General features: G+C 73.3%; 18 protein-coding genes. 11 read left to right on the forward strand and 7 right to left on the reverse strand.

The genetic code is table 11. The annotated features are described in order from the left end of the window. The first annotated feature begins 82 nt into the window (after positions 1–82). Both ACGFZL_RS01585 and ACGFZL_RS01590 read left to right on the forward strand, forming a co-directional pair. Positions 83–658 carry a chloramphenicol phosphotransferase CPT family protein gene (locus ACGFZL_RS01585; RefSeq protein WP_393688193.1) on the forward strand — a complete coding sequence of 192 codons (576 nt, stop codon included), beginning with the start codon at positions 83–85 and terminating at the stop codon, positions 656–658. Positions 659–758: 100 nt separating this feature from the next. Continuing rightward, complete coding sequence (locus ACGFZL_RS01590) at positions 759–1,274, forward strand: hypothetical protein (RefSeq protein WP_393688195.1); 516 nt, start codon at positions 759–761, stop codon at positions 1,272–1,274. 21 nt (positions 1,275–1,295) lie between these two features. Here ACGFZL_RS01590 and ACGFZL_RS01595 read toward each other — a convergent pair whose 3' ends face one another. Beyond that, complete coding sequence (locus tag ACGFZL_RS01595; protein WP_355166245.1) at positions 1,296–2,078, reverse strand: TSUP family transporter; 783 nt, start codon at positions 2,076–2,078, stop codon at positions 1,296–1,298. Between the two features lie 168 nt (positions 2,079–2,246). Between ACGFZL_RS01595 and ACGFZL_RS01600 the strand changes: the two genes are divergently transcribed. From ACGFZL_RS01600 to ACGFZL_RS01620, 5 genes are all read left to right on the forward strand, one after another. Further along, complete coding sequence (locus ACGFZL_RS01600) at positions 2,247–3,542, forward strand: NAD(P)/FAD-dependent oxidoreductase (protein ID WP_393688197.1); 1,296 nt, start codon at positions 2,247–2,249, stop codon at positions 3,540–3,542. Then, entirely contained in the window at positions 3,542–6,136 is a 2,595-nt protein-coding gene (gene nirB, locus ACGFZL_RS01605; RefSeq protein WP_393688199.1) for a nitrite reductase large subunit NirB, read from the forward strand. Before ACGFZL_RS01600 ends, nirB begins: the two co-directional genes overlap by 1 nt. Beyond that, on the forward strand, positions 6,133–6,498 hold the full coding sequence (gene nirD / locus ACGFZL_RS01610) for a nitrite reductase small subunit NirD (RefSeq protein WP_393688201.1): 366 nt from the start codon (positions 6,133–6,135) through the stop codon (positions 6,496–6,498). Before nirB ends, nirD begins: the two co-directional genes overlap by 4 nt. 29 nt (positions 6,499–6,527) lie before the next feature. Further along, positions 6,528–7,112: a TetR/AcrR family transcriptional regulator gene (locus ACGFZL_RS01615; protein ID WP_393688203.1), complete on the forward strand. Its 585-nt coding sequence runs from the start codon at positions 6,528–6,530 to the stop codon at positions 7,110–7,112. A 93-nt stretch (positions 7,113–7,205) separates the two neighbouring features. Beyond that, positions 7,206–7,970 (forward strand): SDR family NAD(P)-dependent oxidoreductase, encoded by a 765-nt coding sequence (locus ACGFZL_RS01620; RefSeq protein ID WP_393688205.1) that lies wholly within the window; start codon positions 7,206–7,208, stop codon positions 7,968–7,970. A gap of 22 nt (positions 7,971–7,992) precedes the next feature. On the opposite strand, the gene ACGFZL_RS01625 is transcribed toward ACGFZL_RS01620, so the two are convergent. Beyond that, positions 7,993–9,222 carry an acyltransferase family protein gene (locus ACGFZL_RS01625; protein ID WP_393688207.1) on the reverse strand — a complete coding sequence of 410 codons (1,230 nt, stop codon included), beginning with the start codon at positions 9,220–9,222 and terminating at the stop codon, positions 7,993–7,995. 193 nt (positions 9,223–9,415) lie between these two features. After that, on the reverse strand, positions 9,416–12,136 hold the full coding sequence (gene ppdK, locus ACGFZL_RS01630) for a pyruvate, phosphate dikinase (RefSeq protein ID WP_355166231.1): 2,721 nt from the start codon (positions 12,134–12,136) through the stop codon (positions 9,416–9,418). A gap of 494 nt (positions 12,137–12,630) precedes the next feature. On the opposite strand from ppdK, the gene ACGFZL_RS01635 reads away from it, so the two are divergent. Then, positions 12,631–14,310: a CDP-alcohol phosphatidyltransferase gene (locus ACGFZL_RS01635; RefSeq protein ID WP_393688209.1), complete on the forward strand. Its 1,680-nt coding sequence runs from the start codon at positions 12,631–12,633 to the stop codon at positions 14,308–14,310. Between the two features lies 1 nt (position 14,311). Here the strand turns inward: ACGFZL_RS01635 and dusB are convergent, their stop codons facing one another. Then, positions 14,312–15,454: a tRNA dihydrouridine synthase DusB gene (dusB, locus tag ACGFZL_RS01640; protein ID WP_393688211.1), complete on the reverse strand. Its 1,143-nt coding sequence runs from the start codon at positions 15,452–15,454 to the stop codon at positions 14,312–14,314. A gap of 129 nt (positions 15,455–15,583) precedes the next feature. Between dusB and ACGFZL_RS01645 the strand changes: the two genes are divergently transcribed. Next, positions 15,584–17,029 carry an MFS transporter gene (locus ACGFZL_RS01645; protein WP_393688213.1) on the forward strand — a complete coding sequence of 482 codons (1,446 nt, stop codon included), beginning with the start codon at positions 15,584–15,586 and terminating at the stop codon, positions 17,027–17,029. Between the two features lie 168 nt (positions 17,030–17,197). Here the strand turns inward: ACGFZL_RS01645 and ACGFZL_RS01650 are convergent, their stop codons facing one another. Then, complete coding sequence (locus ACGFZL_RS01650) at positions 17,198–17,854, reverse strand: TetR/AcrR family transcriptional regulator (RefSeq protein ID WP_393688215.1); 657 nt, start codon at positions 17,852–17,854, stop codon at positions 17,198–17,200. 145 nt (positions 17,855–17,999) lie between these two features. On the opposite strand from ACGFZL_RS01650, the gene ACGFZL_RS01655 reads away from it, so the two are divergent. Next, positions 18,000–19,010 (forward strand): hypothetical protein, encoded by a 1,011-nt coding sequence (locus tag ACGFZL_RS01655; protein ID WP_393688655.1) that lies wholly within the window; start codon positions 18,000–18,002, stop codon positions 19,008–19,010. Between the two features lie 57 nt (positions 19,011–19,067). Here the strand turns inward: ACGFZL_RS01655 and ACGFZL_RS01660 are convergent, their stop codons facing one another. Beyond that, the gene (locus tag ACGFZL_RS01660; protein WP_393688217.1) at positions 19,068–19,343 is read right to left on the reverse strand and encodes a hypothetical protein; all 276 of its coding nucleotides are present in this window, start codon (positions 19,341–19,343) and stop codon (positions 19,068–19,070) included. A 143-nt stretch (positions 19,344–19,486) separates the two neighbouring features. Here ACGFZL_RS01660 and ACGFZL_RS01665 point away from each other — a divergent pair, with 143 nt between their 5' ends. After that, positions 19,487–19,852 carry a hypothetical protein gene (locus ACGFZL_RS01665; RefSeq protein ID WP_393688219.1) on the forward strand — a complete coding sequence of 122 codons (366 nt, stop codon included), beginning with the start codon at positions 19,487–19,489 and terminating at the stop codon, positions 19,850–19,852. Between the two features lie 188 nt (positions 19,853–20,040). Here ACGFZL_RS01665 and ACGFZL_RS01670 read toward each other — a convergent pair whose 3' ends face one another. Beyond that, positions 20,041–20,754: a Type 1 glutamine amidotransferase-like domain-containing protein gene (locus ACGFZL_RS01670; RefSeq protein WP_393688221.1), complete on the reverse strand. Its 714-nt coding sequence runs from the start codon at positions 20,752–20,754 to the stop codon at positions 20,041–20,043. Positions 20,755–20,778: the final 24 nt, after the last annotated feature.

Here is a 20,778-nt window from a genome sequence, read left to right on the forward strand (position 1 = left end):
CATCCTAGGCGCACCCGATCCCTGCGGATTCCGACGCATTGTCACCAAGAGCGGACCCTGCGCGCCGTGTGATCATGTCGGCATGGCAGCTGGTCGGATCATCTTCCTCAACGGCACCTCCAGTTCGGGGAAGTCGAGCATCGCCCGGGAGCTGCTCGACGTCCTGGACGACGGCGTCTTCTTCCACCTGGCGGTCGACGGCTTCAACGCGATGCGCAGCAAGCGGGTGCTGGGGGCCGCGGAGCTCGACGACGCGTTGCGGCGGACCCGCATGGGCTTCCACCGGTCGATCGCCGCCATGGCCGAGGTCGGCAACGGCGTGGTGGTCGATCACGTGCTGAGCGAGCCGTGGCGCCTGCTCGACTGCCTGGCGGTGCTGCCGCCCGAGGACGTGGTGTTCGTCGGCGTCCACTGCCCGCTGGACGAGCTGACCCGCCGCGAGTCGGCCCGAGGGGACCGGCCTCCGGGCCTCGCGGCGCAGCAGTACGGCCTGGTCCACGCCCACGGCGACTACGACCTGGAGTGCGACACCGGCACGGCGAGCCCGCGCGAGTGCGCGCAGCGCATCAAGGAGTTCCTGCCGCGCCGCACCGGGCCCGGCGCCTTCACCCGTCTCCGTCGCCGGTACCTGCCGGTCGGCGCGGCGGGCGGCGGGTGAGAGTCGTCTTTACGCCATCGAGCCGCGGTCGCGCCCATCGACGGTCCGCGGTCCAGACCACACGCCTACAGTGCTCTCATTCGACGAACGGGAGATACCCATGTTGTCCAGGACTTCGTTTGCTCGTCGCGTCGCGCTGGCGTCCGCCGCGCTGACCGGCATCGCCCTCCTGGGGTCGGCGCCGGCGCAGGCCGCCACCCAGACCGCCACGCCCGTCTGCGACAACGTGTGCGTCCTGGACGTGCGGTCGGGCGCGCACGCGGACTTCGACCGGGTGGTCATCGATCTGGCCGGCGGGCGGCCCGTGACGCGGGCCGACGAGTCGGACAGCCCGTCGTACGTCCTGCCGAGCGGTGACGTGAAGGACCTGCAGACACCCGGCTCTTCGTATCTGTTCCTCGGCCTGCAAGGGGCCGGCATCGTGGACACGACGGGCAAGAAGGTGTACACGAGCCCCGACGTGGTGGCGACGAATCTGTCGGCCGTCAAGGGGGTGCAGCGGATACCGGACTCCGAGGGGCAGGTCGGCTTCGGACTGTCCCTGGGAAGCCACTCCCGGTACAGCGTCTTCACCCTGACCGCGCCCGACCGCGTCGTGGTCGACGTCTACCGCTGAGCAACGTACCGACGCGGGCGCCTAGGCCAGCCACTGCTCGTACGCCAGGTTCGCCACCAGCGCGAAGACGACCGTCAGCAGGACCACGCGGACGAAGCCGGTGCCCCGCTTGAGGGCGGTGTGGGCGCCGAGCATGCCGCCGGCCAGGTTGAACACGGCCATCAGCGCGGCCAGTTGCCACAGCACGGCGCCCTGCCAGGCGAAGGTGGCGAGGGCGCCGGCGTTGGTGCAGCAGTTGACGATCTTCGCGGTGGCCGAGGCGGTCACCAGGTCCAGGTGGAGCAGCGCGGTCAGCGCCAGGACGAGGAACGTCCCGGTGCCGGGGCCGATCAGGCCGTCGTAGAACCCGATGCCGAGGCCGGCCAGGCCGATCGCGGCGAGCCGGCGGCGCCGGGTGACCGGGCCCGGCGCCGGCGCGGTGCCGAAGGAGGGGCGCAGGATCACGAAGGCCGCGACCCCGAGCAGGACGACCATGATGACCGGCTTGAGGACGTCGGTGCTCATCCCGGCCGCGAAGAACGCCCCGCCGGAGGAGCCGGCCAGCGCCGCCAGGCCGATCCGCACGGCCGTGCCCACGTCCACCGGCGCCCGGCGCGCGTACGTCACGGCCGCGCCCGTCGTGCCGACGATGGCGACCGCCTTGTTGGTCCCGAGCGCGTGCGCGGCCGGCGTCCCCGAGGGCAGCCCCAGCAGCATCGCCGGCAGCAGCAACAGCCCTCCCCCACCGACGACGGCGTCGATCCATCCTGCGGCGAGAGCGGCTAGGCAGAGCAGAACGACCGTGGTCCACGCTATGTCGGGCATGATCCAGACCCTAGCCCGCGCCCTGGCCCGCCCCCTCGCCCACCTGGCCGCGGGCCGTCCGTGCCGCCGCCCCTCACACCCCGCCCCCACCCCCCGCTGAGCCCCCCGTACCGCCCGGGAAACGGTCTCGATCCCGCACGGCAACACCCGTCCCCCACCCTCGACGCCATGGACCGCAACCCCCACGTGGTGGTGATCGGCGCCGGGCTCGCGGGCACCGCCCTCGCCCGGCGCCTCGCAGAGCTGGGCGTCCCGGCGACCCTGCTCGGCGACGAGGCGCACGCCCCGTACAACCGCGTCCTGCTCACCGAGGTCCTGGCCGGCCGCTACGCCCCCGACGTGATCGCCCTTCCGGGACCGGGGCCGGGGCCGGGACCGGGACCGGGATCCGGACCGGCCGCGCCGATCCGCGCGGCAGCCACCCGCGTCGACCGCGCCGCCCGCCGGGTCCACTGCGCGGACGGCCGGGAGATCCCGTACGGCACCCTCGTCCTGGCCACCGGCTCCAACGCCGTCCTGCCGCCCCTGCGCGGCCTGCTCACCCCCGCCGGTGAACTCCCCTCCGGCGTCCACACCTTCCGCACCCTGGACGACTGCCTCGCCCTGTCCGCCGCCGCCCGTGAGGGCGCCCGCGCGGTGGTCGTCGGCGGCGGCCTGCTCGGCGTCTCCGCCGCCCGCGCGCTGGCCGTGCGGGGTGTGAAGGTGGTCCTCGCCCAGCAGGCCGAGCACCTGATGGAGCGCCGGGTCGGCCCGGAGGCCGCACGGCTGGTGCGCCGGCACCTGGAGGGGCTGGGCGTGGAGGTGCACACCGAGTGCCGGGTGCGCGGGCTGCGCACGGTGGACGGCGCCGTGCGCTCGGTGGTGCTGGCCGACGGGTACGTCCTCGGCACCGACCTGGTCGTCCTCGCCTGCGGGGTGCGGCCCCGCACGGGGCTCGCCCGGGCGGCGGGCCTGACCGTGCGCGAGGGCGTGGTGGTCGACGACGAGCTGCGCACCTCCGACCCCCGCGTCCGCGCCGTCGGGGACTGCGCCGAGCACGCCGGCCGGGTGTACGGGCTGGCGGCGCCCGCCCTGGAGCAGGCCGCCGCCCTGGCCGCCCTCCTGGCCGCCCCCGAGGCCCCAGAGACCCCCGAGGCCCCCGGGGCCCCCGCCGCCCCCTACACCGGCACCCGCTCCCTCACCCGCCTCACCCTCCCCGCCACCGGCCGCGGAGCCCCTCTCGACCTCGCCGCGTTCGGCGAGACCGACCCCCGCCCCGGCGACGACGTGCTCCGCCTCTCCGACGCCACCCGCGGCACCTACCGGCAGGTCGTCGTGCGCGACGACCACCTCGTCGGCGGCGTCCTGATCGGCGCGCTCGGCTCGGTCGGCGCGCTGGCCCGTGCCTGGGAGCGGGCCGAACCGCTGCCCCGGGACGCCGGATCCCCGCTGCACCTGCTCACCGACCACGACGGAGGCCACTGATGCCCCACCAACCGCCCACCCTCGTGCTCGTCGGCCACGGCATGGTCGGCCAGCGCTTCCTGGAGGCCCTCGCCGAGCGCGGACTCACCGGGACCCACCGCGTCGTCGTGCTCTGCGAGGAGCCCCGCCCCGCCTACGACCGGGTCCGGCTCACCTCGTACTTCGCCGGGTCGAGCCCCGAGCAACTGTCGCTCACCGACCGGTCGTTCCTCGACGCGCACGGCGTCGAACTGCGCCTCGGCGACCCGGCCGTCTCCGTCGACCGGGCGGCCCGCACGGTGACCGCCCGCTCCGGGCTCGTGCTCGGCTACGACACGCTGGTGCTGGCCACCGGCTCCGCCCCGTTCGTGCCGCCGGTGCCGGGCAGGGACGCCGAGGGCTGCTTCGTGTACCGCACGATCGAGGACGTCCTCGCCATCGAGGCGTACGCGAAGGGCGCCCGCACCGGCGCGGTGGTCGGCGGCGGACTGCTCGGCCTGGAGGCGGCGGGCGCGCTGCAGGGGCTCGGACTCGACACGCACATCGTGGAGTTCGCGCCCCGTCTGATGCCCGTGCAGGTCGACGAGGGCGGCGGCGCGGCCCTGCTGCGCACCGTCGCGGGGATGGGCCTGAGCGTCCACACCGGGACCGGCACGCAGGAGGTCCTGGCCGGCGCCGACGGCCGGGTGACCGGCATGCGGCTGTCCGACGGGACCGAACTCGCCACGGACCTGGTGGTGTTCAGCGCCGGGGTGCGCCCGCGCGACCAGCTCGCCCGGGAGTGCGGACTGGAAGTGGGCGAGCGGGGCGGCGTACGGGTGGACGAGCGGTGCCGCACGGTCACCGACCCGCGCGTGTTCGCCATCGGGGAATGCGCGCAGGCCGCCGACGGCCGGGTGTACGGCCTGGTGGCCCCCGGCTACCAGCAGGCCGAGACGGCCGCCGCCGCCATCGCCGGCACCGAGGAGGGCGCCGCCTTCACCGGCGCCGACCTCTCCACCAAGCTCAAGCTGCTCGGCGTCGACGTCGCCTCCTTCGGCGACGCGCACGGCACCGCCGAGGACTGCCTCGACGTGGTCTACGCCGACTCCCGCGCGGGCCTGTACAAGAAGCTGGTCGTCGCCCGGGACGGCACCCTGCTCGGCGGCGTCCTGGTCGGCGACGCGGAGGCGTACGGCACGCTGCGCGCGCTGACCGGCTCGGTGCCGCCCGTCGCGCCCGAGTCGCTGGTGCTGCCGGCCGGCACCGGCGGGGGCGGCCCCGTCTCGCTCGGGCCGGCCGCGCTGCCGGACGACGCGGTGATCTGTTCCTGCCACAACGTCACCAAGGGCACGGTCCGCGAGGCGGTCACCGCGCACGGCTGCGCCTCGGCGGCCGAGGTCGGCGCGTGCACCCGGGCCGGCACCGGCTGCGGCTCCTGCGTGAAGGTGCTGGGCACCCTGGTCGGGGCCGAACTCGCCGCGAACGGCGTCGAGGTGGCGGGCGGCCTGTGCGGCTGCTTCGCGCAGGGCCGGGAGGAGCTGTACGAGATCGTCCTCGCCCTGCGCCTGACCTCCTACCGCGAACTGCTCGACCGGTACGGCCGCGAGGAGGCCCGGGGCGGCGACGGCTGCGAGGTGTGCAAGCCGGCCGTCGGCTCCATCCTCGCCTCGCTCGCCCCGTCGATCGGCGCGAGCGGCCATGTCCTGGACGGCGAGCAGGCGGCGTTGCAGGACACCAACGACCACTTCCTCGCCAACCTCCAGCGCAACGGCTCCTATTCGGTCGTCCCGCGCATCCCGGGCGGCGAGATCGCCCCGGAGAAGCTCATCGTGATCGGCGAGATCGCCCGCGACTTCGGCCTCTACACGAAGATCACCGGCGGCCAGCGCATCGACCTCTTCGGCGCCCGGGTGGAGCAACTGCCGCAGATCTGGACCCGGTTGGTCGACGCCGGGTTCGAGTCCGGGCACGCGTACGGCAAGTCGCTGCGCACGGTGAAGTCCTGCGTGGGCAGCACCTGGTGCCGCTACGGCGTGCAGGACTCGGTGCGCATGGCGATCGACCTGGAGCTGCGCTACCGGGGCCTGCGCTCCCCGCACAAGCTGAAGTCGGCGGTCTCCGGCTGCGCCCGCGAGTGCGCCGAGGCCCGCTCGAAGGACTTCGGCGTGATCGCCACCGCCAGCGGCTGGAACCTCTACGTCGGCGGCAACGGCGGCGCCACCCCGCGCCACGCCGACCTGCTGGCCCAGGACCTGACCGACGCCGAACTGGTGCGGCTGACCGACCGGTTCCTCATGTTCTACATCCGCACCGCCGACCGCCTGGAGCGCACCTCGGCCTGGCTGGACCGGATCCCCGGCGGCCTGGACCACGTACGGGACGTGGTGGTGCACGACTCGCTCGGCATCGGCGACGAGCTGGAGGCGCTGATGTCCGCCCACGTCGGCAACTACCGCGACGAGTGGGCGGCCACCCTCGCCGACTCCGGCAAGCTGGCCCGGTTCGTGTCCTTCGTCAACGCCCCCGACACCCCGGACCCGGTGGTCGCCTTCGTCCCCGAACGCGGCCAGATCAAGCCCGACCTGCCGCTGCTGACCCTCGGCACCCGCCCCCTGGAAGGGAGCACCCGATGACCCACCCGGTGGCCTCCGCCGCGGTCCAACTCCGCTTCGCGGAATCCTGGTTCACCGTCTGCGGTCTCGACGCGCTGATCCCGGGCCGCGGGGTGGCGGCCCTGCTGCCCGACGGCCGGCAGGCGGCCGTCTTCCGGGACCGCGCCGACCGGCTGTACGCCGTCGACAACCGGGACCCCTTCACCGGCGCCGCCGTCCTCTCCCGGGGCCTGACCGGCACCCACCGGGGCCGCCCGTTCGTGGCGTCCCCGCTGCTGAAGCAGCGCTTCGACCTGCTGAGCGGGGAGTGCCTGGACGACGCCTCGGTGCGGGTGGCGGCGTACCGGGTGCGGGCCGCCGCCCCCGCGAACGTACTTGACTGATCGTTCTGGAATTGCCTACGCTCCCGGGCATGGCCAGGACCAAGGAGTTCGACCCCGACACCGCGCTGCGCGCCGCCCTGGAGCTGTTCTGGCGGCGCGGCTACGAGGCGACGTCGATGGCCGACCTGGTCACCCACCTGGGCATCGGCCGGGCCAGCCTGTACGCCACCTTCGGCAGCAAGCACGAGCTGTATCTGCGCGCCCTCGACCGGTACGGGCAGAACGAGGACCCGCGGCTGACGCGGGAGCTGTCGGCGCCGGGTCCGGTGCTGCCGGCCGTGCGGGCGCTGGTGCGGCGGTTCGCCGACGAGTCCACCGCCGAGGCCACCCGCGCACGGGGCTGCCTGGTCACCAACACGGCGGTGGAGCTGGGCCCGCACGACCGGGACGCCGCCCGCCGGGTCGAGCGCAGCTGGGACACCCTGGAGACCCTGCTGCACTCCGCCCTGGTCCGCGCCCGGGCCCAGGGCGAGCTGCCCGAGGGCCGCGATCCGCTGGCCCTCGCCCGCATGCTGCTGGTCCTGCTCCAGGGGCTGCGGGTGGTCGGCAAGGCGTGCGCGGACCCGACCCGGGCGCGGGACGCGGCCGAGCAGGCCCTGGCACTCCTCGACTGAGCCGCTGAGCCGGACCGAGAGCGGGCCCACGGGGGAGGCCCGCTCTCCTGCACACCCTCATATTTGACCGTACGTTCCACAAAGGGGAGTCCCATGGCACACCGTTTCTCCGGTCGTACCGCTCTCGTCACCGGCGCCGGTTCCGGCATCGGACGCGAGGTGGCGCTGGCCTTCGCCCGCGAGGGCGCCCAGGTCGTCGTCGCCGGGAGGCGCCGCGAGGCGCTGGCGGAGACCGTGGCCCTGATCGAGCGGGAGGGCGCGAAGGCGCTCGCCGTCACCGCCGACGTCTCCCGTGCCGAGGAGCTGCGGGAGCTGGTCGCCGCCGCCGTGGACCGGTTCGGCTCCCTCGACGTGGCGGTCAACAACGCGGGCGTCTTCCGCGGCGGTGTCCCACTGGCCGACCTGCCAGAGGAGGACTGGCACGCGCAGCTGGACACCAATGTCACCGGCGTCTTCCACGCCCTGCGGGCCGAGGTGCGGCAGATGCGGACCCAGCCGGGCGGCGGGGCGATCGTCAACATCGCCTCGACCTTCGGCGCGCACAAGCGGGCGCCGGGCGCGGCGGCGTACGCGGCCTCCAAGGCGGCCGTCTCGGCGCTGACCCGGGGCGCGGCGCTCGACCACATCGCCGACGGCGTCCGGATCAACGCGGTGAGCCCCGGCGCCACGGCGACGTCGATGTCCCTGCGCGGGGGCGAGACGGAGGCCGGGCGGGCCGAGCGGATGCGGGGCGAGGTCCCGCTCGGCCGGGTCTCGGAGGTGGCCGAGGTGGCCGCCGCCGTGCTGTACCTGGCCTCCGACGACGCGGCGTCGGTGGTCGGCACCGACCTCGTGGTGGACGGCGGCCAGACCGCCTGACCAGGACGCTGCCGGCGCTCCTTCAGCGCCGCTTCGGCAGCGGCGTCCGCAGGCTGAACTCGGCGCTGGAGAGCCAGCGCCGGGCGGCCCGGGCGACCGGGCGCTCCACGAACCGCTGCACCAGGTAGGCCAGGAGGACCAGGGCGCCGGCCGTCGCACCGACCACGACCCAGGGGTCGGCCCGGCCGCTGAGGCGGTGTACGACGCTGACCCCGACGATGTCGTGCAGCAGGTACAGCGGGAAGGTCAGCGTCCCCGCGACGGTCAGCCCCCGCCAGCGGATCCGGTGGGTCCAGCCGAGCGCGATGGCGGCGATCAGGGCGAAGAACACCGTGATCACCAGGACCAGCCAGCCGCGCCACGGGGACCACTCGCTCCAGTCGACCCGGCCGCCGTCGGGCGTGAGCAGGAAGTGCAGGGCGAGCAGCCACGACATGGCGACGATGCCCCACAGCAGCGGGGTGGGCCGGTAGCGGTGCATGAGGTAGAAGGCCATGCCCGCGATGAAGTACGGCGCGGACGTCGGGTTGGTCATCAGGGTGAGCAGGGGGATGTCGGCGCCGGGGGCCAGGGCGGCGGCGACCGTCCACAGGCCGCAGAAGATGACGACCCGCTGGTAGGTGAGGCCCTTCCACACCACGACCGCGAAGGTCAGGTAGAAGCACAGCTCGGGCCAGAGGGTCCAGTACACCGAGTCCAGGTCGTCGACGCCGAGCGGCTTCTGGAGCATCGTGAGGTTGGCGAAGAGGATCCGCGGGTCGGGGCGCCCGAAGGGCGTGTCGACGGTGTACAGCACCGCCGTGGAGACCGCGATCGCCGCCCAGTACATCGGGTACAGCCGGGTGACGCGGGAGACGAAGAAGTCGCGCGGCGAGCGTCCCCAGGCGCTCATGCAGATCACGAACCCGCTGATCAGGAAGAACAGCTCCACGCCGAGCCGGCCGAAGGCGAAGTAGCCGTGCGCCTGGGGGAAGACCTCCTGGTACGGACGCCCCCAGATCCACGCCATGGTGTGCGGGGCCTGGCCCACGAAGTGGAAGCAGACCACCGCGAGGGCCGCGAGGAAGCGCAGACCGTCCAGCGCGGGCAGCCGGCCGTGACCGCGGGACGTGGACCCGGGCGCCCGCCCCTCGACGGACGACGGGGACGCCCGGGACGCCGGCACGCTCGGCGCGACCGCCTCCGCCTGCGCGTCCGGACTCGGGCCCGGAGCCCCCGCACCGGCCGTGTCTCCGCTCTGGGTCTGGGTCATGCGTCACCGTTCCGGCGTGGTCGTGTGTGCTGGCGGGAGTCCCCCGACTCTACTGGCCACGGAAACCGGAACGGCGGAAGGGCGGCACCCCCGCACAGGGTGCCGCCCTTCTCTCGCGGTCCGGAGCCGCCGCCGATCGGTGAGGGTGGTCGGGTGACAGACGGCGACTCCGGGGCTCATCGCCCCCCAGGGGCTACCGGTGGTCGCTGCCCGTGGACTGCGACGCAGCGCGGCCGGCCTCCAGGCGGGCCACCGGGATGCGGAACGGGGAGCAGGAGACGTAGTCCAGGCCCACCTCGTGGAAGAAGTGCACGGACTCCGGGTCGCCGCCGTGCTCGCCGCAGACGCCGAGCTTGAGGTCGGGGCGGGTGGCGCGGCCGGCCTCGGCGGCGGCGGCGACCAGCGAGCCGACGCCGTCCCTGTCGATCGTCTCGAACGGGGAGACGCCGAAGATGCCCTTCTCCAGGTAGGCGGTGAAGAAGCTGGCCTCGACGTCGTCGCGGCTGAAGCCCCACACCGTCTGCGTCAGGTCGTTGGTGCCGAAGGAGAAGAACTCCGCGGCCTCCGCGATCTGCCCGGCGGTGAGCGCGGCCCGCGGCAGCTCGATCATGGTGCCGACGGCCAGCCTCAGCTTCGTACCGGTGGCGGCCTCGACCTCGGCGACGACCTGGTCGGCCTCGTCGCGGACGATCTCCAGCTCCTGGACGGTGCCGACCAGCGGGATCATCACCTCGGCGCGCGGGTCGCCCTTGGCGGCCTTGCGCTCGGCGGCGGCCTCCGCGATGGCGCGCACCTGCATGGTGAACAGGCCGGGGATGACCAGGCCGAGGCGCACGCCGCGCAGGCCCAGCATCGGGTTCTGCTCGTGCAGCCGGTGCACGGCCTGGAGCAGCCGCAGCTCGTTCTCGTGCGGTTCCTGGCGGGACTCGGCGAGCGCGACGCGGACCGACAGCTCGGTGATGTCGGGCAGGAACTCGTGCAGCGGCGGGTCGAGCAGGCGGATGGTGACGGGCAGGCCGTCCATCGCCTCGAACAGCTCCACGAAGTCCTGCTTCTGCAGCGGCAGCAGCTCCTTCAGGGACTCCTCGCGCTCGGCCTCGGTGTCGGCCAGGATCAGCCGCTCCACCAGCTCGCGCCGGTCGCCGAGGAACATGTGCTCGGTGCGGCACAGGCCGATGCCCTGGGCGCCGAAGCGGCGGGCGCGCAGCGCGTCCTCGGCGTTGTCGGCGTTGGCGCGCACCCGCAGGCGGCGCTTGCGGTCGGCGAAGGCCATGATGCGGTGCACGGCCTCGACCAGCTCGTCGGCGTCCTCGGCGCCGGCGTGCATGCGGCCCTCGAAGTACTCCACGACCGGGGAGGGCACGACCGGCACCTCGCCGAGGTAGACCTTGCCGGAGGAGCCGTCGATGGAGACGACGTCGCCCTCCTCCACCACGTGCCCGCCGGAGACGGTCATCCGGCGCCGCTTGGTGTCGACCTCCAGCTCCTCGGCGCCGCAGACACAGGTCTTGCCCATGCCGCGGGCGACGACGGCCGCGTGCGAGGTCTTGCCGCCGCGCGAGGTCAGGATGCCCTCGGCGGCGATCATGCCGTCCAGGTCGTCGGGGTTGGTCTCGCGGCGGATCAGGATGACCTTCTCGCCCGAGCGGGACCACTTCACCGCGGTGTACGAGTCGAAGACGGCCTTGCCGACGGCCGCGCCCGGCGAGGCGGCGATGCCCCGGCCGACCTGCTCGACCTTCGCGGTGTCGTCGAAGCGCGGGAACATCAGCTGGGCGAGCTGGGCGCCGTTGACCCGTTGGAGCGCCTCGGCCTCGTCGATCAGGCCCTGGTCGACCAGCTGGGTGGCGATGCGGAAGGCGGCGCCTGCGGTGCGCTTGCCGACGCGGGTCTGGAGCATCCACAGCCGGCCGCGCTCGATGGTGAACTCGATGTCGCAGAGGTCCAGGTAGTGGTTCTCCAGCGTCTCCATGATCTGCATCAGCTGGTCGTACGACTTCTTGTCGATGTTCTCCAGCTCGGCCAGGGCGACGGTGTTGCGGATGCCCGCGACGACGTCCTCGCCCTGGGCGTTCTGGAGGTAGTCGCCGTAGACGCCCTGGTGGCCCGAGGCGGGGTCGCGGGTGAAGGCGACGCCGGTGCCGGAGTCGGGGCCGAGGTTGCCGAAGACCATGGAGCAGACGTTGACCGCGGTGCCGAGGTCGTGCGGGATGCGCTCCTGGCGGCGGTAGAGCTTGGCGCGGTCGGTGTTCCAGGAGTCGAAGACGGCCTTGACGGCGAGGTCCATCTGCTCGCGCGGGTCCTGCGGGAAGTCCCGGCCTGCCTCGGTCTTGACGATCTTCTTGAACTTGGCGACCAGTTTCTTGAGGTCCGCCGCCTCCAGCTCGGTGTCGACCGCGACCTTCTTGGCGGTCTTGGCCGCCTCCAGGGCGTCCTCGAAGAGGTCGCCGTCGACGCCGAGGACGGTCTTGCCGAACATCTGGATCAGGCGGCGGTAGGAGTCCCACGCGAAGCGGTCGTCGCCGGCCTGCTGGGCCAGGCCCTGCACGGACTTGTCGGAGAGGCCGATGTTCAGGACGGTGTCCATCATGCCGGGCATGGAGAACTTGGCGCCGGAGCGTACGGAGACGAGCAGCGGGTCGTCGGCCTGGCCGAGCCGCTTGCCCATCCTCGATTCGAGGGCGTCGAGGTGCGCGCTCACCTCGTCACGCAGTGCCGCGGGCTCCTCGCCGCTGTCCAGCCAGACCTTGCAGGCCTCCGTGGTGATGGTGAAGCCGGGCGGGACCGGGAGGCCGAGGTTGGTCATCTCGGCGAGGTTGGCGCCCTTGCCCCCGAGGAGGTCCTTGAGGTCCTTGTTTCCCTCGGTGAAGTCGTAGACGAACTTCGTTACGTGGGGTTCTTTGTTTTCCGACACGGGTCTCGACTCCTTGAGGCCACGGTGGCTGCCCTGACGGCCAGGAACATACCCAGATCGAAGGTCCATGGGTACGTCCACTGCGCGTCATGCGCCTGTAACCACTCGTCCGCCAGCGGATCGAAAGTCAAGGCTTGGCAAGCCGAAGCCGTCCGGTGTTTTCACTTCTTGAACGCGGCGTGGGCTGGGTGCGGGGTATTCCGCTCACTTGAGCGCCTCTCGCCACGTATGAGTTCGATCGATGAACGATCAAGGGGTGGCACTCGGTGCCACCCCTTGAGGAAGTGCAGTCGCCCATGATCCGCTCATCTGAGCGCTACCCTTATCAAGGGTGGCGAGAATCACGCTGCCACAGCTCGCCGGATTCCACCATGCGGACGGGATCGGGGCCCGGCTGAACACCTCGGAGGCGGCGCCCGTAAGAGAGCCCGGCGGACCCGGCACCCCCTCGCCGGGCCCGCCCCTCACCGGCTCCGCACGGAAGGTCTCCCGGGGTGCCAGCCTTCACCTTTCTCCGCCGCTCCCGGCCGGACCGGGCCGCCGTCGCCCGAGCGGCCCGGCATCTCACCACCGCCCTCGCCGCCGCCCTCGTCCTCGGCGCACTGCTGCTGCCCAACACCCTCACCGCGCTGGCACCGGGCCGCTTCGTGCGGCTGCCGGCCGAGGCGGTGGTGGGGGCGGTCGTGCTGCCGTGGCTGCCCCGGCCCTGGGCACGGCGTGCCGTGGCCGTGCCGGCCGGGTTGGCGCTCGGGGCGCTGACCGTGCTGAACCTGCTGGACATGGGGTTCACCGAGTACCTGGGCCGGCGCTTCAACCCCGTCCTGGACTGGGAGCTGTTCGGCGACGCCCGGTCCTACGTCGCCGACTCGATGGGCGGGACGACGGCCGCCTGGGCCGTGGTCGGGGCCGTCGCCCTCGTCGTCGTCCTCCTCGCCGGCCTGGCCCTGGCGACCGTGCGGCTCGGGGAGCTGCTGGCCGCGCACCGGGCGCGGACGGCGAAGGGCGCGCTGCTCGCCGGGGCGGTGTGGATCACCTGCTCGGTCCTCGGCCTGCAGGCGTTCGGCGTGCCCCTGGCCTCCGGACAGGCGGCCGGCGCGGTCGGGGCCGAGGCGCGCCAAGTGGCCGACACCCTGCGCGACGAGGCCGCGTTCGCGAAGGAGGCACGGACCGACCCCTTCGGCGCCACCCCGCCGGACCGGCTCGTGCCCGCCCTGCGCGGCAAGGACATGCTGTTCACCTTCATCGAGAGCTACGGCCGCAGCGCCGTCGAGGACCCGGCGACCGCCCCCGGCGTCGGCCGCACCCTGGACACCGAGACGCGGGCGCTGGCCGAGGCGGGCTTCCGGGCGCGCAGCGGCTGGCTGACGTCGGCGACATACGGCGGCGGCAGCTGGCTGGGCCACTCCACCTTCCTGTCCGGCCTGTGGATCGACAACCAGCAGCGCTATCGCACCGTCACCGCCGGCGAGCGCCTCTCCCTCACCCGCGCCTTCCAGAAGACCGGCGCCTGGGACACCGTCGGGATCATGCCCGGCGTGCGGAAGGTCTGGCCGGAGGCCGCGTGGCACGGCCTGGACACGGTCCGCGACGCGGCGCACCTCGGCTACGCGGGCCCGAGGTTCAGCTGGTCGACCATGCCGGACCAGTACGCGCTGGAGGCTTTCCAGCGCCTGGAGCACGGCCGGAAGCGGGACCGGCCGCTGATGGCCCAGGTCATCCTCACCTCCAGCCACCAGCCCTGGGCGCCCGTCCCGCACCTGGTCGACTGGGACGCCATGGGCGACGGCGCTCCCTTCGGCCCCATCGCGGCGGCGGGCGAGAGGCCGGCCGACGTCATCCCCGACCAGGCCGCCTCGCGGCGGGCGTACGGCCGCTCCATCGAGTACTCCGTCACCTGCCTCACCCAGTGGCTGCGGCGCTACGGCACCGACGACACGGTCCTCGTCTTCCTCGGCGACCACCAGCCGATCGCCCGGGTGAGCGGGGCGGGGGCGAGCCGGGACGTGCCGGTGTCGATCGTCGCCAAGGACCCGAAGGTGCTGGACGCGGTGGCCGGCTGGGGATGGAGCGAGGGCCTGAAGCCGGCGCACGACGCCCCCGTCTGGCCGATGAGCGCCTTCCGGGACCGCTTCCTGACGGCGTACGGGTCGACACCGCGTCCCTCGGCGGGGTAGCTCAGCCCCCGGAGGTGTCCAGCTCGGCGTCCTCGCCGACGCCGGCGCAGTCGTACGGGTCCTTCAGCCAGCCGTCCGGCAGGACGACCCGGTTGTTGCCGGAGGTACGGCCGCGCGGCCCGTCGGCGCCGGTCGGCCAGGGCTGGTCCAGGTCCAGCTCGTCCAGCCCGGCGCGCAGTTCGGCGAGCGAGGAGGTGATCGCCAGCCGCTTGCGCATCTCGGAGCCGACCGCGAAGCCCTTGAGGTACCAGGCGACGTGCTTGCGGAAGTCGATGACGCCCCGGGCCTCGTCCCCGATCCACTCGCCGAGCAGCGTGGCGTGCCGGACCATCACGTCGGCGACCTCGCGCAGCACGGGCCGCGCCAGATCCTCGGTGCGGCCCTCGAAGGCGGCGACCAGGTCGGCGAAGAGCCACGGGCGGCCCAGGCAGCCGCGCCCGACCACGACGCCGTCGCAGCCGGTCTCGCGGACCATGCGCAGGGCGTCCTCGGCCGACCAGATGTCGCCGTTGCCGAGCACCGGGATCTCCGGGACGTGCTCCTTCAGCCGGGCGATGGCCTCCCAGTCGGCGGTGCCGCCGTAGTGCTGGGCGGCGGTGCGGCCGTGCAGGGCGATGGAGGTGACGCCCTCCTCGACCGCGATGCGCCCGGCGTCGAGGTAGGTGATGTGGTCGTCGTCGATGCCCTTGCGCATCTTCATGGTGACCGGCAGGTCGCCGGCGCCGGTCACGGCCTCGCGGAGGATGGCGCGCAGCAGGTTCCGCTTGAAGGGCAGGGCGGAGCCGCCGCCCTTGCGGGTCACCTTGGGCACGGGGCAGCCGAAGTTCAGGTCGATGTGGTCGGCCAGGTCCTCCTCCGCGATCATGCGGACGGCCTTGCCGACGGTGACCGGGTCCACGCCGTACAGCTGGATCGAGCGGGGCGTCTCGCTCGCGTCGAAGTGGATCAGCTGCATGGTCTTCTCGTTGCGCTCGACCAGCGCCCGGGTCGTGATCATCTCGCTCACGAACAGGCCCTTGCCGCCGCTGAACTCCCTGCACAGCGTGCGGAAGGGCGCGTTGGTGATCCCGGCCATCGGCGCCAGGACGACGGGCGGGGCGACGGTGTGGGGGCCGATGGCGAGGGGCGGCTGGTTCTCGGGCATTGCTCCATTGTCGCGTACGCGGGCCGGTGCCCGCGGTCCCTGTGGACGGAGCTGCGGGACCCTGTGGACGGAGATCATGTATCGGTCATTAGTTAACCGCACTATCGATGCGGGCGTACGATGGAGACCATGCCCGAGCTGACCCACCGCCGCCGGATGCTCGTGCTCGCGATCTGCTGCATGAGCCTGCTCATCGTGAGCATCGACAACACCATCCTCAATGTCGCCCTGCCCTCGATCCAGCGCGACCTGCACGCGAGCACGTCCGGGCTCCAGTGGGCCATCGACGCGTACACCCTGGTCCTGGCCACGCTGCTGATGCTCTCGGGCTCGACGGCGGACCGGATCGGCCGCAAACGCGTCTTCATGACGGGCCTGGTCCTGTTCACCATCGGCTCCCTGCTCTGCTCGCTTGCCCCGGACCTGACCTCGCTGATCGTCTTCCGGATGGTGCAGGCGGTGGGCGGCTCGATGCTCAACCCGGTCGCCATGTCGATCATCACCAACACCTTCACCGACCCGCGCGAGCGGGCCCGCGCCATCGGGACGTGGGGCGCGGTGGTCGGCCTCTCGATGGCCGCGGGCCCGCTGGTGGGCGGCGTGCTGGTGGAGTCGGTGGGCTGGCGCTCGGTCTTCTGGGTCAACCTGCCGGTCGGCCTGGCCGCGCTGCTGCTGACCCTGCGCTTCGTCCCCGAGTCCCGCGCCCCGAAGGCCCGCCGCGCCGACCCGGTCGGCCAGGTGCTGGTCATCGCCCTGTTCGGCGCGCTGACGTACGCGATCATCGAGGCCCCCTCCGCCGGCCTCGCCTCCGTCCTGCCGTACGCGGCCGTGGCCCTGGTCGCGCTGCTCGCCCTCCTCGTCTACGAGCCCCGGCGCCCGGAGCCCCTGATCGACCTGCGCTTCTTCCGCTCGGTCCCGTTCAGCGGGGCCACGGTGACGGCGGTCGCCGCGTTCGCCGCGCTGGGCGGGTTCCTGTTCCTGTCCACCCTGTACCTCCAGAACGTGCGGGGGCTGAGCGCCCTGCACGCCGGGCTGTGGATGCTGCCGATGGCGGTGCCGACCTTCTTCTGCGCCCCGCTGTCCGGACGCCTGGTGGGCAACCGGGGCCCGCGGCTGCCGCTGCTGATCGCGGGCGGCGCGATGACGGTGAGCGGCGTGCTCTTCGCCGCCTTCGAGGCGGAGACGTCGAACGTCACCCTGTTCCTCGGCTACCTCCTCTTCGGCGTCGGCTTCGGCTTCGTCAACGCGCCCATCACCAACACGGCCGTCTCCGGCATGCCCCGCGCCCAGGCGGGCGTCGCGGCGGCCGTCGCCTCGACCAGCCGCCAGCTGGGCCAGACGCTCGGCGTGGCGGTACTCGGCGCGGTCCTCGCCTCCGGCCTGTCCGGCTCCTCCTACGCCACCGGCTTCGTCACCGCGTCCCGCCCCGGCTGGTGGATCCTGGCCGGCTGCGGCCTGGCGGTGCTGGTGCTCGGCGCGGTGACCAGCGGCCACTGGGCCCACCGCACGGCGGAGCGGACGGCTCAGCAGCTGGAGACGGCGGAGGTGCGGCAGCCGGTGGGGGCGGGGCGGTGAGCCCTGCCCGAGCCTCGGCGGCCTCGGTAGCCGACGTCGAACTCGTGCACCTCGAGTGGCGCAGGGCTGCTGCCGCTCGGGATGCCAGGACACGATGACACCTTCCCGCCGACCTGACGGCTGGGTGTGTCGCTACGACTGGGTGCGTCACCACGACTGGGTTCGTCGCTACGGCTGGACGCGTCGCTGTGCGGCGTCGAACGCGGGCGCGAGCGGGGCCAGCGCCGCGCGGAGCCGGTCGTGCAGTGCGCCGGAGGGCACGACCAGTCCCGGGGTACCGGGGCTCGCGGCGTCCTCGGCGGGCCCGGCCGGCCGGAGCCAGCCCTCCAGGGCGATGCGAACCGCCGCGGCTACGCTCGCCGCGAGAACGCGGGAGGAGGTCCGCGCTCCGGTGTCCTCCAGGCGTTCGGCGATCACCGCCGCGAGGGGGGCCTCGATGTCGGCGGTGCTGGCGAGGTAGACGTCCCGCAGCGGGGCCCGGGCGGTCAGGAGCAGCAGCACTTCCCGCTCGCGCTCGCCGGTTTCCGTGCACTGCTCGACGACCGCCTCGGTGACGGCGTCGGCGAGCCGGTCCCCCGGCGCCCGGGCCGCGACCGCCGCCGCGACCCGCGCCTCCCGGTCCGCGGTGACCGCCGAGACGATCGCCTGCTCACGGCTGGCGAAGTAGTTGTTGTAGGTGCGCGGCGAGACCCCGGCCGCCTCGGCGATGTCCTCGACGCGCACCCCGTCCGGGCCGCGCTCCAACGCCAGGCGCAGGGCCGCCTCGCGCAACGCGTCCCGCGTGGCCTGCTTCTTCCGCTCCCGCAGCCCTGGTGGTGTCGTCACGCCGACAGCATTCCACACCCGAAAAATGCGTGCACGCAAACTTGCGCGTACGCACTTCCCCTGTCAGCCTCACCGTCGTCACCAGGTCGGACCGAACCGACCGCTGGGAACCGGCTGAGAGGAAACCGCCGTGCGCGCAAGAGGAATGACCTACGACACCGGGTTCGTCACGCACGGCCGGCTGTCCCGCGAGCACTTCGATCCGGCGGTGGTCCGGCGCGAACTCGCCATCATCCGGGACGACCTGCACTGCGACGCGGTCCAGGTCATCGGCGGCGACCCCGACCGGCTGGAGCAGGCCGCGCGTGCGGCCGCCGGGCTCGGCCTGGAGGTCTGGTTCTCGCCCTACCCGCTGGAATCGGAGCCGGAGCAGATCCTCTCCCTCTTCCGCGACTGCGCCGAGCGGGCGGAACGCCTCCGGCAGCAGGGCGCCGCGGTCGTCTTCGTCGCCGGCGTCGAACTGAGCGTGATGAACCGCGGCTTCCTGCCCGGCGACAGCCCCGAGGAGCGGGTCGGGCACCTGATGGGCCGGCCCGAGCGGCGCGCCGAGGCGATGCGCGAACTCGGCGTGCGGGTCAACGCGTTCCTGCACGACGCCGTGGCGGCGGTCCGCCGGCGCTACCGGGGCCCGCTCACCTACGCGGCCATCCAGTTCGAGCAGGTCGACTGGGCCCCCTTCGACATCGTGACGTACGAGCTGATCCGCTCGGCCGAGGTCGCCGACCGGTTCCGGGACGCGGTGCGCACCCTGGCCCGGGGCCCGAAGCCGCTCGCCGTCACCGGATTCGGCACCGCGGCCTACCGCGGCGCGGGCGACCGCGGCGGGCGGGTGCTGGAAGTGGTCGAGCACGACCCGGAGACGGGAGCCCCGGCCCGGCTGAACGACGTCTACGAGCGTGACGAAGCCGGCCAGGCCGCCTACCTGAGCGAACTGCTGGAGATCTTCGAGACCGAGGGCGTGGACAGCGCGTTCGTCTTCCTCTTCGCCCTGCCCGGCTACCCGCACCGCCCCGACGGCGACCCCAGGGACGACCTGGACCGGGCCGGCCTGGGCATCGTCAAACTCCTCGAAGGGCACAACGGACGGACCTACCCCGACATGCCCTGGGAGCCCAAGGCCGCCTTCGCGGCGGTGGCGCGGCGGTACCGGAGTTGACGCGTGCCCTGCGTCATTCGCGCCCTCATGTGTGCCGTCCTCGCGGATGGGTCGGCGTCACTTCAGAGCCTGGTACTCGGGTGGGCCGCTCTCCCGTTCGGGGTGGCCCTGCCAGTAGAAGTCGCCATGGATCGCCAGCATCGCCCAGTGCCAGGCCTCATCGTGGAAGACGAGTCCGCGGAAGGGGGCGTCCGCCGGCTCGTACGGATAGCGCTCCAGAGCCGCTTCCTCGGCCTGCGCCGGCGTCAGCCCGCCGTAGTGCCGCATCACCCAGGCGTAGCCGCGTCGCTCGGACCCCAGGTAGTCGAGGTACTCCGCCTCACTCCACGTCATGGCCGACCCCCACCGGCTCGGCCCCTCCTCGCTTGATGATTCGGCTGTCACCGAGCCATCATCATCCACACCGCTCCCCTCGGCGTCACGGAGTGGGAGCCGGCGGGTGCCGAGCGGGGAGGACGACGGCGAACGGGGGGTCCGTGGAAACTCGACGGCTGCACGGGTATCTCGGGGCGGCGGTGGCGCTGGTGCTCAGCGTGTGCACCGCCATGCTCCTGGGCAGGTCGTGGAACGCCTGCGACGTGGGAGTGAACAACGCGGCCAACAGCGGCTTCCTGCTGTGGTTGTTCATCCCGGTCCTGGGGGCGGCCCTGCTCCTGACCTGGGTAGCGGCGGGCGCCCTCCTCGGAAACCGCCCCCTCCTGCACGCCCTGACCCTGACGGTGACGCTCCTGGCGGTGACTTGGTGCGCCATCTCGCTCTTCTGGGACGGCACCCCCGGGCCGCTGTGCCCGCGAGGCGTGCCTCCCTGGTGGCCGGGGTTCGTCCCGGTCCCGGGCTGGTGAGCGACTCGGGACCAGTCGTCGGTCGCCCTATTGAGACGAGGACGGGCCGATGGACGACGGCTGGGTCCGCGGCTACGCCGTCGACCCGGCCTCGGCCGCCCGGCTCTGGGACCTGCCCCTCGCGGCGACCGGCGCCGCGCCGATCGGCTGAGGCCGCGGCGGACACTGGGCCGCCGGCCGGCGTCCGCTCAGGTCAGCAGGCGGCACGGCACGGCCTCTTCCGTTGCTCCGCCGTCCTCGCCGGGCTCCACCCGGTACAGGGACGCCCCGGGCGTACGCGTCACGGATGCCGTCAGCCGACCGTCCGTGAAGAGGGCGCCGACGCCGTCCTCGACCGCCCAGCCGGCCGGCAGCGCGCGGCTCGCCACGGCGGCCCGGTAGGACGACCGCCGGCCCGGCTCGCTGTCGTAGTGCGGGCAGACCGAGCCGGGCAGCAGGCCGAGGCCGTCCGGGAGGTGGGTGAGCGGCCCGAAGGAGTCGGTGTGCGAGCCCTCCGCCCAGCAGTTGGCGCCGGCGCTGATGCCGCACAGCAGCGTCCCGCGGTCGAACGCCTCGCGGAGCAGCCGGTCCACGCCGTGCGCGCGCCAGACCGCCAGCAGGTTCGCGGTGTTCCCGCCGCCCACGTGGACGACGTCCTGGGAGAGGACGAACGTGCGCAGGGCCTCGTCGTCCAACTCCCGCCGGAAGAGCCGCAGGACGCCGGGCTCGCAGGAACGTGCACCGTACGCCGCGAGGAACTGCTCGACGTAGGCGGGCGCGTCGCCACTGGCGGTCGGGACGAAACACACTTTGGGGCGCGGAACGGGCACCTGCTCGAGCAGCCAGTCGTCCAGCAGCCCGTCGGCGTCGGTGGAGAAGCCGCCACCGAGGAGGGCCAGCCGACGTTGCGGTGCGACGGTCACGGGGGTGCCTCCTCGGATCTCGGT

Source organism: Streptomyces sp. NPDC048182 (assembly GCF_043202555.1).
Lineage (GTDB): Bacteria > Actinomycetota > Actinomycetes > Streptomycetales > Streptomycetaceae > Streptomyces.

Bases quoted from the DNA above. Each gene is read 5' to 3' on its own strand.
- ACGFZL_RS01585 (WP_393688193.1), top strand. From the start codon at position 83: ATGGCAGCTGGTCGGATCATCTTCCTCAACGGCACCTCCAGTTCGGGG.
- ACGFZL_RS01590 (WP_393688195.1), top strand. From the start codon at position 759: ATGTTGTCCAGGACTTCGTTTGCTCGTCGCGTCGCGCTGGCGTCCGCC.
- ACGFZL_RS01595 (WP_355166245.1), bottom strand. From the start codon at position 2,078: ATGCCCGACATAGCGTGGACCACGGTCGTTCTGCTCTGCCTAGCCGCT.
- ACGFZL_RS01600 (WP_393688197.1), top strand. From the start codon at position 2,247: ATGGACCGCAACCCCCACGTGGTGGTGATCGGCGCCGGGCTCGCGGGC.
- nirB (WP_393688199.1), top strand. From the start codon at position 3,542: ATGCCCCACCAACCGCCCACCCTCGTGCTCGTCGGCCACGGCATGGTC.
- nirD (WP_393688201.1), top strand. From the start codon at position 6,133: ATGACCCACCCGGTGGCCTCCGCCGCGGTCCAACTCCGCTTCGCGGAA.
- ACGFZL_RS01615 (WP_393688203.1), top strand. From the start codon at position 6,528: ATGGCCAGGACCAAGGAGTTCGACCCCGACACCGCGCTGCGCGCCGCC.
- ACGFZL_RS01620 (WP_393688205.1), top strand. From the start codon at position 7,206: ATGGCACACCGTTTCTCCGGTCGTACCGCTCTCGTCACCGGCGCCGGT.
- ACGFZL_RS01625 (WP_393688207.1), bottom strand. From the start codon at position 9,222: ATGACCCAGACCCAGAGCGGAGACACGGCCGGTGCGGGGGCTCCGGGC.
- dusB (WP_393688211.1), bottom strand. From the start codon at position 15,454: ATGCCCGAGAACCAGCCGCCCCTCGCCATCGGCCCCCACACCGTCGCC.
- ACGFZL_RS01645 (WP_393688213.1), top strand. From the start codon at position 15,584: ATGCCCGAGCTGACCCACCGCCGCCGGATGCTCGTGCTCGCGATCTGC.
- ACGFZL_RS01655 (WP_393688655.1), top strand. From the start codon at position 18,000: ATGACCTACGACACCGGGTTCGTCACGCACGGCCGGCTGTCCCGCGAG.
- ACGFZL_RS01660 (WP_393688217.1), bottom strand. From the start codon at position 19,343: ATGACGTGGAGTGAGGCGGAGTACCTCGACTACCTGGGGTCCGAGCGA.